Raw genomic sequence first — 15133 nt, 5'->3', positions numbered from 1 at the left:
GTCCGCCGGCCCTATTGAGGAGGAACGACAGCGTGACCTACGTCATCGCGGAGCCTTGTGTCGACCTTAAGGACAAGGCCTGCATCGAGGAGTGCCCCGTCGACTGCATCTACGAGGGCCAGCGGTCCTTGTACATCCACCCGGACGAATGCGTCGACTGCGGTGCCTGCGAACCGGTCTGCCCGGTCGAGGCGATCTTCTACGAGGACGACACTCCCGAGGAGTGGAAGGACTACTACAAGGCGAACGTGGAGTTCTTCGACGAACTCGGCTCGCCCGGCGGAGCGAGCAAGCTCGGTCTGATCGAGCGGGACCACCCCGTCATCGCCGCGCTGCCCCCGCAGAGCCACGACGAGTGACACCGCGGTCCGGGCCGTCCCCCTTCCGCGGTCCGTGGTCCCGCACAGCGCGCCGGTCCCTCCGGCGGGCGTGCGGGACCACGTGTTTCACAGCAGAAAGCGAGTCATCCCCGTGGCCTCATCCACAGGTCCCGCAGGTTCCACAGGCCCGACGGGTTCCGCCGGTCCCTCCGCTGCCTCCGTCTCCGCACGGCTCCCCGAATTCCCCTGGGACAAGCTGGAGCCCTACAAGGCCGCCGCGGCGGCGCATGACGGCGGCATCGTCGACCTGTCCGTGGGCACTCCCGTGGACCCCGTCCCCGAGGTGGTCCGGCGGGCACTGACCGACGCCGCCGACAGCCCCGGCTACCCCACCGTGTGGGGCACCGCCGCACTGCGGGACGCCATCACGGGCTGGTGCGAACGCCGCCTGGGAGCTTCGGGGTTGACGCACCGGAACGTGCTGCCGGTCGTCGGCTCCAAGGAGCTCGTCGCGTGGCTGCCCACCCAGCTCGGTCTCGGTGCCGGCGACCGTGTGGCGTACCCGCGGCTCGCCTACCCGACATACGAGGTGGGGGCGCGCCTGGCCCGCGCCGAACCCGTCGTCTACGACGACCCGACGGATCTGGACCCGGACGGTCTGCGCCTGCTGTGGCTGAACTCGCCCTCCAACCCGACGGGCCGGGTTCTGGACGCGCATCAGCTGACGCGCACCGTCGCGTGGGCACGTGAGCACGGTGTGCTGCTCGTCAGCGACGAGTGCTATCTGGAACTCGGCTGGGAGACCGATCCGGTCTCGGTGCTGCACCCGGAGGTCTGCGGCGACTCGTACGAGGGCGTCGTCGCCGTCCATTCGCTCTCCAAGCGCTCCAACCTCGCCGGCTACCGCGCTGCCTTCGTGGCCGGTGACCCTGCGGTGCTGAGGGAGTTGCTGCACATCCGCAAGCACGGCGGGATGATGGTGCCCGCTCCCGTGCAGGCCGCGACGGTCGCCGCCCTCGGCGACGACGCGCATGTGGCGCTTCAGCGGGAGCGTTACGCGGCCCGCCGGGCGGCCCTGCGCACGGCGCTCGAGGGGCGCGGCTTCCGCATCGAGCACAGCGAGGCGTCCCTCTACCTCTGGGCGACGCGGGACGAGCCGTGCTGGGACACCGTCGGCGACCTGTCCAAGCTCGGAGTGCTCGTCGCCCCGGGGGACTTCTACGGCACCGCGGGCGACCGGTTCGTGCGTGTCGCCCTCACGGCGACGGACGAGCGTGTCTCGGCTGCGGTGCGACGGCTGGAGAGCTGACCGGAGGGCCGCGCGATCCCGCGGCTGGAGAGCCGCATGGGCCCCAGGGCTCCGGGGGACTGCGGCCGGTGGGAGCAGAGCGGGCCGGGCCGTTCCGCCGACGCGGGACCTTCCGCTCAACGCCGGCAACCGCTCCGTTCCGAACGACGTGGGGAAGGGCCGCGGAGAGAATTCTCCGCGGCCCTTCCCCACGTGTGTGCGCCTGCGCGCCGGTGTCAGAGGCCGGCGATCGAGGCGGTTCCCAGACCGTTCGGCAGCACCTTCTGGCTCCCCAGCAGGCCCTTGGCTGGAACAGCCCGGTCGAGGGTGCTCTGAGGCTGAGCCGCGTTCGCGGCCGGCCGCTGGGCGGCGGGCTGCCCCTGCGCGGGCTTGGCCGGCAGCTGCTGGGTCTTCGGAGCCTGCTGCTGCAGACCTTCGGCGGCACCATCGGTGGCACCGTCGGCGGTGTTGCCGGCGAACTTCCTGGTCTTCGGCGCGACCTGGTCGGCGTCGCTGCTGGCGGCCTTGACGCCGGAGGCGGCGGCGCCGGAGGCGGCGTCGACCGGGCGGTGGCTCATGGGGTTGAGCGTCTTGGCGCCCTGCGCGGCGCTGCCGATGGCGTTGTCCGGGTGGCTCAGCCCGCCCACATCGGTCGTCGTCGGCAGTTCAACGGCACTCGCAGCACCGGCCGTGCCAACGACAGAGGCGGCGCCCGCGGCCGTCAGCAGCACGGTCTTGGCGATCCGGCGCGTGAGAGGGAGGGACATGTTGCTCCTTTGACGGAGAGATCTACTGCTACGGAAAACGTGATGCAACCCGGCCGGGCAATCGCCGGGTCGGGCGCTGTGCCTATCGCCTCGAGGAGCCGGAAAGTTGCGGGCCGCCGGGGTAAAGGATTGGCAATGCGTCACATGATCGGCTGTGCCGAACAGGCCTTCCGCGCCTGGTCACCTCGGCTGCGGGACCACCAAACCCCGTCTGTGGCACGGGTGTTGCGGCAATGAGTCATGGGCGTCCCCGAACGCGCGGCGTCCACTTCGCAGTACGGAAATCCCCCGAAGGTGATGAGCGCGCCGCGTTTGCCGGAACGCGTGTCGCGTCGACCGGAGAACCGAAGGCGAACGGGGCCGGCGGCTGCCGTTCCGAGTGCGGACAAACAGCCTGCCGACGGCGCTAGTTGCCCGTCGCGAGCCGCACGCTGACGGTGCGTGCACCGCTCGTCCCGCTGCCCGGGTCCTCCCGCGGGCGCCAGCCCTCCTCCGAACTGGAGGCGCTCCAGACGCGGTTGCGGTAGGTGATCTCCTCGATGCGCAGATCCGAGGCGTTCGCCACGGCCCAGTGCGCCAGCTCCCAACCGCGCCGGCCGGGACGGACAGGAATGTTCACCTTCGACGGGTCCTCGTCCGCCGCCCGGTGCCCGAGGGGCCCGCCACCCGCCGCGAGGACGTCCTCGTGCGTCTCCCGCCGGTCCGCGCCCGAACGGGGCTCCTCGCCCACGGCCGCGTTCCCGGTGGGCGGTGCCGGTGCGTCCGGCTTCTGCCCGGGCAGCACTCCCGTGCCGAACTCCCGCACGAGGCGTGCCCGTAGCCGGGTCGCGCTGCCGGCCTTGCCGTCGCCGCCGGCCGGCCCGGTGGTGCAGTTGAACGCGGCGGCGCGGCGGCCCGTCAGCGCGGCGGTCAGCAGCGACGCGTGCGTCTCGTGCTTCGCGTATGCCTGCGGGTAGCCGCTGCGCTGCACCCGCTGCGCTGCCACGGTCAGCGGCAGCCGCGAGTAGCCGGGAATCTCCACAAGGTGGTCGTAGAACTTCCCCGAGGCGTACACAGGGTCCTGGATCTGCCGCTCGGTGCCCCACCCTTGCGACGGACGCTGCTGGAACAGGCCCAGCGAATCACGGTCACCGTGCTCGATGTTGCGCAGCGAGGACTCCTGCATGGCCGTGGCCAGGGCTATCGTGACGGCACGCTCCGGAAGACCGCGCTGAGAGGCCACCGCTGTGATCGTCGCCGCGTTGGCGGCCTGCTCGGGTTTGATCTCGTAGTCCTCCGGCTTCTCGCCGGCTGTTCTGACGAGGCACCGCGCCGGCCCCGTGCTGCTGGTGACGTACTGCGTCGCCACGTAACCGGCGATGACCAGCAGAACCATGGATGCCGCCGCTGTACGAAGGCCCCTGGCGCGGGACTTGTGAGGTGAGGATTCCGAGGGGGACACGGGCATTAAGGTAGCCGCTCTGCCAAGTCCCGCCGCCCGTAGGCTGTTTTCATGCCGCACAACGGACTCGACCTGAACCAGGACGCCGCCCGGCTGACCGCTCAGCTGGTGGACTTCCCCTCGGAGAGCGGAGAAGAACGGGCGCTCGCCGACGCCGTCGAGACCGCCCTGCGGGCCTTGCCCCATCTGACCGTCGACCGGTACGGCAACAACGTGCTCGCCCGCACCCGGCTCGGACGCGACGAACGCGTCATCCTCGCCGGGCACATCGACACGGTGCCCATCGCCGGCAACGTGCCGTCCCGCCTCGACGACTCGGGCGTGCTGTGGGGCTGCGGGACGAGCGACATGAAGGCCGGCGTGGCCGTGCAGCTGCGCATCGCCGCGACCGTCCCGGAGCCCAACCGCGACCTCACCTTCGTCTTCTACGACAACGAGGAGGTCGCCGCCCACCTCAACGGTCTCGGTCACGTCGCCGAAGCCCGTCCCGACTGGCTGGCCGGTGACTTCGCCGTACTGCTGGAGCCCTCCAGCGGCCAGGTCGAGGGAGGCTGCCAGGGAACGCTGCGCGTCCTGCTGCGCACCAGCGGAGTGCGTGCCCATTCCGCACGCGGCTGGATGGGCGAGAACGCCATCCATGCCGCGGCTCCCATCCTGTCCCGGCTCGCCTCGTACGAGCCGCGCCGGAAGGTGATCGACGGTCTGGAGTACCGGGAGGGGCTCAACGCCGTGCGGGTCGAGGGGGGCGTGGCGGGGAACGTCATCCCCGACGCCTGCACCGTCACCGTCAACTACCGCTACGCCCCCGACATCGACGAGGAGCAGGCCCTCGCCCACGTGCGCGAGGTGTTCTCCGGGTGCGGCGAGTGGGAGCTGACCGTGGACGACAGCTCGGGCGGCGCCCTGCCCGGCCTCTCCCATCCCGCGGCGAAGGCGTTCACGGACGCCGTCGGAGGAGAGCCGCAGCCCAAGTACGGATGGACGGACGTCTCCCGCTTCAGCGCGCTCGGCGTCCCGGCCGTGAACTACGGACCCGGCGACCCGAACCTGGCGCACAAGCGCGACGAGCGGGTGGAGACGTCGAAGATCCTCCACTGCGAGGAACGCCTCCGTACCTGGCTGACGGCCTGAACCCGGCGTACACCTTCCCGCCGGGTCGCCGCCCGGCGGAGTGCCGCTGTCCGTCACACCGGCAGGGGCTCCCCGTGCGTACGCTGAACCAGAACGATCGCAGTCGGAGGGAGCGCCGGGATGGCCAGCACGGAGCGGGACCGAGCACGGAAGCCGCGCGAGCAGCGTCTCGGTCCGGTGGTGCGCCGCCGCAAGCAGATGCAGGCGGAGACGACGGACCAGCGGCTGCTGGACACCACCGGACCTTCCGACTGGGTGCACCAGGACCCATGGCGGGTCATGCGCATCCAGTCGGAGTTCGTGGAGGGCTTCGGTGCCCTCGCGGAACTCGGGCCCGCCATCAGCGTCTTCGGCTCCGCCCGTACGCCGGTCGACTCGCCGGAGTACGAGGCGGCCGTGCGGATCGGGGCCGCGCTGACCGAGGCCGGCTTCGGAGTGATCACCGGAGGCGGCCCGGGGGCGATGGAGGCGGCCAACAAGGGAGCGCTGGAGGCGGGCGGGACCTCGGTCGGGCTCGGCATCGAGCTGCCTTTCGAGCAGGGCCTCAACCCCTACGTCGACATCGGTGTGAACTTCCGCTACTTCTTCGTGCGCAAGACGATGTTCGTGAAGTACGCGCAGGGCTTCGTCGTGCTGCCCGGCGGACTCGGAACGATGGACGAGCTGTTCGAGGCGATGACCCTCGTACAGACCAGGAAGGTCACACGCTTCCCCATCGTCCTCTTCGGCAGCGGGTACTGGCAGGGCCTCGTGGACTGGCTGCACGGGTCGGTCGTCGCGGAGGGCAAGGCGTCCGCGCGCGACGTCGAGCTCTTCCACGTCACGGACGACATCGACGAGGCGGTCGCGGTCGTCACGAAGGAGGCCGGCTGAGGGTGGCGGCAGGCACGCGGACCCCCGCGGGCCCGAGGCGCCGGCTCCGCTCAGGCGAGCCCCCGCCGCGCCACGGCGGGCGGCCGGTGCCCCGCGATCGACGCGACCATCTCCAGCACCTGCCTCGTCTCCGCGACTTCGTGGACGCGGAAGACGCGCGCGCCCAGCCATGCCGAGACCGCGGTGGTGGCGAGCGTCCCGGTCAGCCGTTCCTGAAGCGGCACGTCCAGCGTCTCCCCGACGAAGTCCTTGTTGGACAGCGACACCAGCACCGGCCAGCCGCTGCGCGTCATCTCCTTCAGCTCGCGGGTGGCTTCGAGCGAATGCCGCGTTGACTTGCCGAAGTCGTGCCCCGGGTCGATGAGGACGGAGTCCCGGGGCACCCCCAGAGCGACGGCGCGCTCTGCCAGGCCCAGCGTCACGCGCAGGATGTCCGCCATCACACCGCCCTCCCCGTCGTAGCTGACCCGGTGCGGCCGCGTGCGCGGCTCGGCGCCTCCCGCGTGCGTGCACACCAGCCCGGCGCCGTGCCGGGCAGCGACCTCGGCCAGAGCCGGATCGACGCCGCCCCACGCGTCGTTGAGCAGATCCGCACCGGCTTCGCACACGGCCTCGCCGACCTCGTGGCGCCAAGTGTCGACGCTGATGACGATGCCGGGATGGCGGCGGCGGACCTCTGCGACGAAGCCCGCCGTGCGCCGCACCTCCTCCTCGGCCGTCACCTCCTCGCCGGGCCCGGCCTTGACACCGCCGATGTCGATGACGGCCGCGCCCTCGGCCACCGCGCGGTCGACCCGCTCCAGGGCGGGCTCGTCGCGGAAGGTGGCGCCACGGTCGTAGAAGGAGTCCGGTGTCCGGTTCACGATGGCCATGACCACCATCTCGTGCGGACCGAACTCACGTGTCCCCAGGCGCAGCATCGCCGTCCTCTCGCTCAGCGCTGAGGGGAGGCATGTGCCCTTTCCCCCCGGAGGCGACCTTAACGGGCGGTGGTGGGCGCTCCGCTTCCGGACCTGTCGGTTGTGTCAGTGGGGCGTGGCACGATCGGGGAGCATAGGAAGCCGTAGTCATCCGGACGTTCGCGAGAGGGCCCTCTCGCGAGAATTCCTCGGGGAGTTGGCCGTGTTCTGGTTTCTGCTGATCTCGCTGGCCGTGGTCGTCGCCGCGGTCACGCTCGCCGTGGTGGGCAGCTCCGCGGACGAGCGGGGCGACGTCGCCCTCGGCGGCCTGAGGGACGCCCCGCCCGACCAGCTCGACGAGCCGCTGCCGGAGGGCCGTCCCGTCACCCGGGTCGACGTGGACGGGCTGCGGCTCCCGGTCACGGCCAGGGGATACCGGATGCAGCAGGTCGACGACGTGCTGGACAGGCTCGGCGCCGAGCTCGCCGAGCGCGACGCCCGCATCGCGGAGCTCGAGTCGGCGCTGGCGGGCGCCCAGGCGGCGGCCATGGGGCGCGGCGACCCGGGCGGAGGCCCCGGGCCGGACGCCATGGGCGGCGGTCCCGGCGGCGGGTTCGGCGCCTATGGTGCGGGGGCGCTCAGGCAGGGTGCGCAGGAGTGGCCCGATGGCCGCTGAGGGAGGTGCGCAGCCGGGCCCCGACGGGCTGCTGCGCTGTCCGTGGGGCCTGTCCGCCGACGACTACGTCGCGTACCACGACACCGAGTGGGGCCGCCCCGTCCACGGTGACGACGCCCTCTTCGAACGGCTGTGTCTCGAGGCGTTCCAGTCCGGCCTGTCCTGGCTGACGATCCTCCGCCGCCGCGAGGGATTCCGCGCCGCCTTCGCGGGCTTCCGCATCGAGAAGGTGGCGGCCTTCACGCCGGAGGACGAGGAGCGGCTGCTCGGCGATCCCGGCATCATCCGAAACCGCGCGAAGATCCGGGCGGCCGTCGCCAACGCGCAGGTGGCGGTCTCCCTCGGCGAGGGCGAACTGGACTCGCTGATCTGGTCGTTCGCCCCCGACCGGGAGGGGCGCCCCGCGCCCCGTACGCACGCCGGGATTCCCGCCGTCACGGCCGAGTCGACGGCACTCGCGAAGGACCTGAAGAAGCGCGGCTTCCGCTTCGTCGGCCCCACGACGGCGTACGCGCTGATGCAGGCGTGCGGCCTGGTCAACGATCACCTGGCCGACTGCTGGGCGCGGGACGAGATGGACGCCGGCGGCGGCTGACCGGCAGCCGCCCGTTCCGGCGCCTCACTGTCCCGTGAAGCGCGGCTTCTCCTTCTTGACGAACGCCTCGACCGCTGCCTGGTGGTCCTTCGTGGCCCCGGCGCGCACCTGCAGTTCGGCCTCCTTCTCCAGCGTCTCGGCCAGCGAGTGCCCGGAGCCGTACGCGAGCGATTCCTTGATCGCCGCGTACGCGCGGGTCGGCCCCTGCGCCAGCTCACGTGCAACCGTCCCGGCCTGATCCGCGAGTTCGCCGTCCGGGACGACCCGGTGGGCCAGCCCCATTTCGAGCGCCTCGCCGGAGCGCACGCTCCGCGGGAAGAGCAGCAGGTCGGCGGCCCGGCCGGGGCCGACGAGGCGGGGCAGCGTCCAGGAGATCCCCGAGTCCGCGGTCAGGGCGATCCCCGCGAAGGAGGTGTTGAAGGCGGCGGACTCGGCGAGCACACGGTAGTCGGCGGCGAAGGCGAACCCGGCGCCCGCACCGGCGGCGACGCCGTTGACCGCGGCCACGACCGGCTTCGGCATGCCCGCGAGGGCCAGGGTGATGGGGTTGTAGTGATCCTCGACCGTGCTGAGGGCGTTGCCCCCGCCGTCCTGCAGGGCGCCGATGTGTTCCTTCAGATCCTGTCCCACGCAGAAGGCGCGTCCGTTGCCGGTCAGCAGCACCGCCCTCACGGCCTCGTCCTCGGCTGCCTCGCGGAGGGTGTCGCGCAGCGCCGACTTGAGCTCGTTGTTGAGCGCGTTCATCGCATCAGGGCGGTTGAGGGTGACCGTCGCGAGACCCTCGGTCACGTCATAGAGCACGGTGTCCGACATGAGGGCAAGCATGGCTCAGATCATCGGGCGCCGACAGGGCGTCCCCGGTGTTCCCGCACGGGCGCCGGGCCGCCCCTCGACGGGGCTCCGGCGCAGTGAAGCGGGTCAGTATCGCAGGTTCGTCGACGGAATGAGTGGTTTTGGGTGAGAGCGAGTCACAAGTAGTGCGACCTCTTGTTGGTCATCGGGTCCTGCCATGCGGGATAATGGTTTCGAAGCAATGTGTTCGATGCCGGTGACACGCGCGTTGTCGGCTGCATCAGCTGGTTTCAGGAAGGGGAACGAGCATGGCGGCCATGAAGCCGCGGACGGGTGACGGCCCGCTCGAGGTGACCAAGGAGGGGCGGGGCATCGTCATGCGCGTTCCGCTCGAAGGCGGTGGGCGACTCGTCGTCGAGCTGACCCCGGACGAGGCGACTGCGCTCGGTGAGGAGCTCAAGAAAGTCTGCGGCTGACGCCCGGCCTCGGGGGCCGCACGTGCGGACCGAGCAAGCCATCAGTGGGTTTCCACTGCCCCGGAGCACGCATCGTGCTCCGGGGCAGATGTGTTCATCCGCGGTGCACCGGTTCGACGGCCGGGCGGCACGGGGACGTGCGCGGGAGCCGCACCGGGTCGCCCGGCCGTGCAGGGCGCGCCTGCGCTCGACCTCTCGCGTTCCGGTCACCTCGCGCTCCGGTCACCTCTCGCGCTTGACCGCGCAGAGCAGTCCGTCGCCCACCGGCAGCAACGACGGCACGAGCTCGTCGCTCTCCCGTACGGCGCCCAGCAGTTCGCGCAGCTTGCGCACTTCGGCGGGCTGCGCGCTGGAGTCGACCGTGCGGCCGTTGGCGAAGACGCCCTCGAAGCAGACGAGGCCGCCGGGCCGCAGCAGACGCAGTGCCTCGGCGAAGTACTCCAGGCACTCGGACCGGTCCCCGTCGCAGAAGACCAGGTCGTAGCCGCGGTCGGCCAGGCGCGGCAGCACGTCGAGCGCCGAACCCGGGATGAACCGCGCGCGGTTCCCCGCGAACCCGGCGGCCCGGAAGGCCTGCCGCGCGAACTGTTGCTGTTCCGGGTCGGTGTCCACCGTCGTCAGGACGCCGTCGGAACGCATCCCGGCCATGAGGTGGATGCCGGAGACGCCGGTGCCGGTGCCGATCTCGGCGACGGCCTTGGCACCGGCCGTCGCAGCCAGCAGTCGCAGCGTGGCACCGGTGGCGGGGGACACCGCGCGCACGCCTGCCTGCTGAGCCCGCTCACGGGCCCAGCGCAGCGCCGCGTTCTCGGCGTCGTCGACGAGCTCGGCGCCGTAGGCATCGGCGAACGCCCAGCTCGACTGCCGGTTGCCGGTAATGGCCCTCTCCTGTCCCCGTCCTCCACGCAACGGTGACTGTATCCGTTGCCCCGGGAACCCGCGGATGGGACCGAGCGTTGAAATGAGGTGGAAGGTGCAGGGGGTGCTGTGGAATTGCGGTCGACGGCTTTGAAGCAGAAGCAGCGGCGGAACGGTGAGCCGGTCAAAAGTGCTTATCCGGAGCTAACGGGCGAGGTCGTTATGGTTGGTGTTCCACTGGACACCACCAGAGCCGACAGGGGAGGTGCGGCTGCTGTCCGGGACCGTGGAATGCTCCGGCGTTTTCGCAGGTCGGCGGACGAGCCGAAATCCGTGACAGACACCGCTGACCAGGTCCGCCCCGCCGAATCCGCGACGACGGCGACGTTCGACACCGATGCGGAGAGCCAGGCGTGGACCCCTCCTTCCTGGGAGGAGATCGTCAGCACGCACGGCGCGCGGGTCTACCGCCTGGCCTACCGCCTCACCGGCAACCAGCACGACGCCGAAGATCTCACGCAGGAGGTCTTCGTCCGCGTCTTCCGCTCCCTGTCGACGTACACGCCCGGCACGTTCGAGGGCTGGCTGCACCGCATCACCACGAACCTCTTTCTCGACACGGTGCGCCGCAAGCAGCGCATCCGCTTCGACGCGCTCGCCGACGACGCCGCCGAGCGCCTACCCAGCCGTGAGCCCACGCCGCAGCAGCACTTCAACGACACCCACTTCGACGCGGACGTCCAGCAGGCTCTGGACACCCTCGCGCCGGAGTTCCGTGCCGCCGTGGTGCTCTGCGACATCGAGGGACTTTCGTACGAGGAGATCGCTGCCACGCTCGGCGTGAAGCTGGGCACCGTGCGCAGCCGCATCCACCGTGGGCGCTCGCAGCTGCGCAAGGCTCTGCAGCACCGTTCGCCCGAGGCACGCGCGGAGCAGCAGCGTTCCCTGAGTGCGGCCGCTCCCGCCGTAGGGAGTGGGGAGGTAGGTGCCGCGTGAGTGGCACAGGTCTGGGCGGCAGAGCCCCGCAGCCGGAGAGAGAGCTCACTCCGGCCGAACAGCATCTCGGTGACCGCCTCGCGGCGTTGATCGACGGCGAGCTGGGACATGACGCGCGTGAACGCGTGCTGGCGCACCTGGCGACCTGCGGTGGCTGCAAGGCGGAGGCCGACGCGCAGCGCCGGGTGAAGAACGTCTTCGCGGACACCGCGCCCCCGCCTCCTTCGGACGGTCTGCTGGCGCGCCTCCAGGGCCTCCCCGCCTGCGGTCCCGGCGACGGCCCGTACGACGGAATGCCGTCGGGCTCCGGCGGCCTCGGCGGCGGCAAGACCCTCGGCGGCGGCAAACCCCTCGGGGGCATCTCCGGTACGGCGGCGCAGACGGTGCGCGCCGAGTCCGGCGGCTCCGTCTGGGCCTTCGAGCAGCTTCGCGGCGGGCGCGGCGGCAGCGCACTCTCGCCGAGCCGCGGCTTCCGGATACACGAGCTGGAGCGGCTCTCCGCACGAGGCCGCCGCTTCGCCTTCGCGGCAGCCGGAGCGGTCTCGCTGGCGGCGCTCGCCCTGGCGGGCGGCGTGGGTGGCGGCAGCACCGGCGGCGGTCCCTCCGTCGCCAAGGGCGACAGCGGCACCACTGCCGCCAGCTCCGTCCGTACGACCTCCTCCAGCGGCAGCAGCGATCGCCGTCGCCGGGACGCGGGCGCGGCGCACAGCGCTGTGAGCGGCACGGTGCTGAGCGCGACCGCGACGTCCGGTGACAGCAGTGGTGCCGCTCTGAAGGCGGGCCGCGGCACCGGTTTCCAGCGTGGTGCTCCCTGGGCGGCGCCGACGGCACCGCCGGCGGAGGGTGAGCGCGTCGAAGCCGCTCCCGTTCCGTTGCTGCGGGAGGCTTTCTTCTCCGCAGGGACGATGTGGCCCGCTCGGGCCTCGGCGGCCCTGGGCTCGTACGAGTACGGCGCCGAGGCGTATGCCGGGCTTCCCGCGGACACCTTCCCGGGCGGCGCGATCCGCAAGGGCCGTGAGGGCGGCGCCCCGCCGGTCACCACGGCGGCCCCGCAGCGCTGAGCGTACGGCCCCTGTACGGGTCCCACCGCGTCCGGTCGAAGCGGCCGCGGTGGCCGAAGTCCCGCCGTGCAAGGGCGAATTGCGGCCGCCGGGGGCCGGCCGCACCATCGGCTCCGTTCGTGCGGATGCCGAGGCGGGCTCCCACCGTGGACCGCACTGCGGGTACCGTGAGACCGGGCCGCACCACCGCCCGCGAACGCATGAGGATGAGGGAGCTGCAAGGTGTTCTTCGACATAGGACCCCTAGAGCTGGTCGCGCTCGTCGTCCTCGCGATCCTCGTCTTCGGGCCGGAGAAACTGCCCAAGGTGATCCAGGACGTGTCCGCTTTCATCCGGAAGGTGCGCCAGTTCTCCGACAACGCCAGGGAGGACATCCGCTCCGAGCTGGGCCCCGAGTTCAAGGACTTCGACTTCGAGGACCTGAATCCGAAGACCTTCGCCCGCAAGCACCTGCTCGACGGTGACGACCTGGGCCTCAAGGAGATCCGCAGCAGTTTCGACTTCCGCGACGACATGGCGGACGTCACCGACGCGGTGAACGGCACCGAGAGCGTCGGTGCGCGCGGCAAGAGCGGCTCCGGCGGAGGCCGTACGAGTCTGAGCAAGGGCGGTACGGCCACGGATCTGGACGCCTCCGATCCGCTCAGCAAGGAGAGCCGGCGCGAGCGCCCGAAGGACGAGCCGCCGCCGTTCGACGCCGACGCGACCTGAATCTTTCGGGTCACATACCGGGGCAGTTCGCGCATCGTCCGCATCATCTGCCTCACGCGGGTCACCTGAGAGGCGCATCTCACGTCCCTGATGAAGGGCCGATGATTGGTCATGCCCGAAACGGCGGACCCGGGTGGCTATCCTCCCTGTGTCCGGGGTTCGCCGTCCGAGGGGGGCAGGCTGCCCGTGGCACAGGGCATTGAGGAGGCGTCGCGAAGATGGAGACGACGAGTACGGTGGCCGGTGAACCCGGGCCCGCCGCACCGGACGAGACCGGTGCCGAGCGGGCTGTCGACGGGTTTCTGACGGCTTCCTTCCCGTGGTACGGCCTCGACGAGGCGTTCACCGGGCCCCGCTGGCTGATGCAGGTCGGCACGACGGCGGACGGCACCGTCGAGCACGGTTCGACGGGGCACGGGGAGGTGCCCTCACTCAAGGTCGAGGCGAATCCTGACAATCAGCGCTTCGCGGTCACGGTCACCGTCGCGAGCCGCCCTGTGCGGCGCAGCGCCGACGGCACCGGGGTGCTCGAAGCGACATCCGTGTCCACGGCCGCCTGGCTCGCGGGCTCGGGGCTGTTGTCGTGCACGTGGCCGCAGGAGATGGAGCGCGGCCTGCGTCAGGACTGGCTCGACCAGCAGACGGTGGTGGCGTGGGAGCTGGCCGACGATCTCGGCGGTGCGGGATGGTCCACGCTGACACTGCCGGTGGACGGCGTCCCGACGGACTTCCACTACCGCGAGTCGGAGTACGGCTGGGTGCTCGCCGGTGCGGCTCAGGAAGGTGTGCACATCGGCGCGTACGGGCGGGGAATGAGCGCGTACGGGCTGGGCTTCGCCGTCGTGAAGGACATCACCAGCTATCAGCAGTGACCGCGGTACGCGGCACGGACGACGCGTGAGGGGCGCCCCAGGCCGGGGCGCCCCTCACGCGTCTGTGTGCCGCGGGATCGGGCGGGGCCGTGCGTGGCCGCATCCGCCCCGCTTCGTCAGAACTTGTTGCTCGGCGTCAGACCCAGCGACATGCCTGAGAGCCCGCGCTGACGTGCACCGATCTTCGAGGCCACGCCCCGCAGTGCGGAACCGGCGGGCGAGTCGGGGTCGCTGAGCACGACCGGCTTGCCCTCGTCGCCACCCTCACGCAGCCTCAGGTCGATGGGAACGGCGCCCAGAACCGGCACTTCGGTGCCGGTGGTCTTGGTGAGCCCCTCGGCGACGCGCTGCCCGCCGCCCGTGCCGAAGACGTCGACCATCTCGTCGCAGTGCGGGCAGGGCATGCCCGACATGTTCTCGATGACGCCGACGATCTTCTGGTGTGTCTGCACCGCGATGGAACCGGCGCGCTCCGCGACCTCCGCGGCGGCCTGCTGCGGAGTGGTCACGACCAGGATCTCGGCGTTCGGCACGAGCTGGGCGACCGAGATCGCGATGTCGCCGGTGCCGGGCGGCAGGTCGAGCAGCAGCACGTCGAGGTCGCCCCAGTAGACGTCGGCGAGGAACTGCTGGAGCGCACGGTGGAGCATCGGGCCGCGCCACACCACGGGTGCGTTGCCGGGCGTGAACATGCCGATCGAGATGACCTTCACGCCGTGTGCGGACGGCGGCATGATCATGTCCTCGACCTGCGTCGGCCGGTCGTCGGTGCCGAGCATCCGCGGCACGGAGTGGCCGTAGATGTCGGCGTCGACCACGCCCACCTTCTGGCCCTCGGCAGCGAGCGCCGCGGCCAGGTTGACGGTCACCGAGGACTTGCCGACTCCGCCCTTGCCGGAGGCCACGCAGTAGACGCGGGTCAGCGAACCGGGCTGGGCGAAGGGGACTTCCCGCTCGGCCTTGCCGCCCCGCAGGGACGAGGCGAGCTCCCGCCGCTGCTCGTCGCTCATCACGTCGAGTTCGACGGAGACACGTGTGACCCCCTCCACACCCTGGACCGCCTCGGTCACGTTCGCGGTGATCGTCTCGCGCAGCGGGCAGCCGGAAACCGTCAGATAGATTCCGACGTCGACGGCGCCGTCGGGCCCGATGGCGATGGACTTCACCATGCCGAGGTCGGTGATCGGCCGGTGGATCTCCGGGTCGTCGACGGTCGCGAGCGCGGCCCGTACTGCGTCCTCGGTGGGAGGGGTCGCAGAGGGATCCCCCTCCCGCACGGACTCTGGGGGAGTGTCGGTAGCCATGCGGAAATGGTACGGCCGCCCGGCGTGGCACCCGAAGCCGCGGGTGCGCGCGGCGACTCGGAGCGCCGGTGAT

At 71.3% G+C, this 15133-nt stretch carries 17 protein-coding genes; 11 read left to right on the top strand and 6 right to left on the bottom strand.

Annotated elements, in window-relative coordinates; translation table 11 throughout:
* Positions 1 to 32: 32 nt before the first annotated feature.
* The gene (fdxA, locus tag EV375_RS13215) at positions 33 to 359 is read left to right on the top strand and encodes a ferredoxin (RefSeq protein WP_027764481.1); all 327 of its coding nucleotides are present in this window, start codon (positions 33 to 35) and stop codon (positions 357 to 359) included.
* Between the two features lie 112 nt (positions 360 to 471).
* Positions 472 to 1629 carry a succinyldiaminopimelate transaminase gene (gene dapC / locus EV375_RS13210; RefSeq protein ID WP_130299612.1) on the top strand — a complete coding sequence of 386 codons (1158 nt, stop codon included), beginning with the start codon at positions 472 to 474 and terminating at the stop codon, positions 1627 to 1629.
* Positions 1630 to 1844: 215 nt separating this feature from the next.
* Here dapC and EV375_RS29695 read toward each other — a convergent pair whose 3' ends face one another.
* Both EV375_RS29695 and EV375_RS13200 read right to left on the bottom strand, forming a co-directional pair.
* Positions 1845 to 2375: an ATP-binding protein gene (locus tag EV375_RS29695; protein ID WP_486588457.1), complete on the bottom strand. Its 531-nt coding sequence runs from the start codon at positions 2373 to 2375 to the stop codon at positions 1845 to 1847.
* A 406-nt stretch (positions 2376 to 2781) separates the two neighbouring features.
* A complete protein-coding gene (locus EV375_RS13200; protein WP_130299611.1) occupies positions 2782 to 3822 on the bottom strand; it encodes a VldE C-terminal domain-containing protein in 1041 nt (346 codons plus the stop codon).
* Positions 3823 to 3867: 45 nt separating this feature from the next.
* Between EV375_RS13200 and dapE the strand changes: the two genes are divergently transcribed.
* The gene (dapE, locus tag EV375_RS13195) at positions 3868 to 4947 is read left to right on the top strand and encodes a succinyl-diaminopimelate desuccinylase (RefSeq protein WP_130299610.1); all 1080 of its coding nucleotides are present in this window, start codon (positions 3868 to 3870) and stop codon (positions 4945 to 4947) included.
* 120 nt (positions 4948 to 5067) lie between these two features.
* Positions 5068 to 5820 carry an LOG family protein gene (locus tag EV375_RS13190; protein WP_130299609.1) on the top strand — a complete coding sequence of 251 codons (753 nt, stop codon included), beginning with the start codon at positions 5068 to 5070 and terminating at the stop codon, positions 5818 to 5820.
* Between the two features lie 50 nt (positions 5821 to 5870).
* Here EV375_RS13190 and folP read toward each other — a convergent pair whose 3' ends face one another.
* Positions 5871 to 6740, bottom strand: coding sequence for a dihydropteroate synthase (gene folP, locus EV375_RS13185; RefSeq protein ID WP_130299608.1), 870 nt, complete (start codon positions 6738 to 6740; stop codon positions 5871 to 5873).
* Between the two features lie 202 nt (positions 6741 to 6942).
* Between folP and EV375_RS13180 the strand changes: the two genes are divergently transcribed.
* Together EV375_RS13180 and EV375_RS13175 are read left to right on the top strand one after the other, a co-directional pair.
* Positions 6943 to 7395, top strand: coding sequence for a DivIVA domain-containing protein (locus tag EV375_RS13180; protein WP_130299607.1), 453 nt, complete (start codon positions 6943 to 6945; stop codon positions 7393 to 7395).
* Complete coding sequence (locus EV375_RS13175; RefSeq protein ID WP_130299606.1) at positions 7385 to 7990, top strand: DNA-3-methyladenine glycosylase I; 606 nt, start codon at positions 7385 to 7387, stop codon at positions 7988 to 7990. The genes EV375_RS13180 and EV375_RS13175 overlap by 11 nt, the downstream gene beginning before the upstream one ends.
* Before the next feature lie 24 nt (positions 7991 to 8014).
* Here EV375_RS13175 and EV375_RS13170 read toward each other — a convergent pair whose 3' ends face one another.
* Positions 8015 to 8803: an enoyl-CoA hydratase-related protein gene (locus tag EV375_RS13170; RefSeq protein WP_130299605.1), complete on the bottom strand. Its 789-nt coding sequence runs from the start codon at positions 8801 to 8803 to the stop codon at positions 8015 to 8017.
* A gap of 287 nt (positions 8804 to 9090) precedes the next feature.
* Here EV375_RS13170 and EV375_RS13165 point away from each other — a divergent pair, with 287 nt between their 5' ends.
* Positions 9091 to 9258: a DUF3117 domain-containing protein gene (locus EV375_RS13165; RefSeq protein WP_016469583.1), complete on the top strand. Its 168-nt coding sequence runs from the start codon at positions 9091 to 9093 to the stop codon at positions 9256 to 9258.
* 222 nt (positions 9259 to 9480) lie between these two features.
* Here EV375_RS13165 and EV375_RS13160 read toward each other — a convergent pair whose 3' ends face one another.
* Positions 9481 to 10167 (bottom strand): O-methyltransferase, encoded by a 687-nt coding sequence (locus EV375_RS13160; protein WP_130299604.1) that lies wholly within the window; start codon positions 10165 to 10167, stop codon positions 9481 to 9483.
* Between the two features lie 171 nt (positions 10168 to 10338).
* Between EV375_RS13160 and sigE the strand changes: the two genes are divergently transcribed.
* From sigE to EV375_RS13140, 4 genes are all read left to right on the top strand, one after another.
* Positions 10339 to 11112 (top strand): RNA polymerase sigma factor SigE, encoded by a 774-nt coding sequence (sigE, locus tag EV375_RS13155; protein WP_207228098.1) that lies wholly within the window; start codon positions 10339 to 10341, stop codon positions 11110 to 11112.
* Positions 11109 to 12173 (top strand): zf-HC2 domain-containing protein, encoded by a 1065-nt coding sequence (locus EV375_RS13150; protein WP_486588456.1) that lies wholly within the window; start codon positions 11109 to 11111, stop codon positions 12171 to 12173. Before sigE ends, EV375_RS13150 begins: the two co-directional genes overlap by 4 nt.
* Positions 12174 to 12395: 222 nt before the next feature.
* Positions 12396 to 12884: a sec-independent translocase gene (locus tag EV375_RS13145; RefSeq protein WP_130299602.1), complete on the top strand. Its 489-nt coding sequence runs from the start codon at positions 12396 to 12398 to the stop codon at positions 12882 to 12884.
* 218 nt (positions 12885 to 13102) lie between these two features.
* Positions 13103 to 13756, top strand: coding sequence for a hypothetical protein (locus tag EV375_RS13140; protein WP_130299601.1), 654 nt, complete (start codon positions 13103 to 13105; stop codon positions 13754 to 13756).
* Between the two features lie 116 nt (positions 13757 to 13872).
* On the opposite strand, the gene EV375_RS13135 is transcribed toward EV375_RS13140, so the two are convergent.
* Positions 13873 to 15060: an Mrp/NBP35 family ATP-binding protein gene (locus tag EV375_RS13135; RefSeq protein ID WP_130299600.1), complete on the bottom strand. Its 1188-nt coding sequence runs from the start codon at positions 15058 to 15060 to the stop codon at positions 13873 to 13875.
* Between the last annotated feature and the right edge of the window lie 73 nt (positions 15061 to 15133).

This window comes from Streptomyces sp. CNZ301 (assembly GCF_004217425.1).
This window is presented reverse-complemented; position numbering and strand designations above follow the sequence as displayed.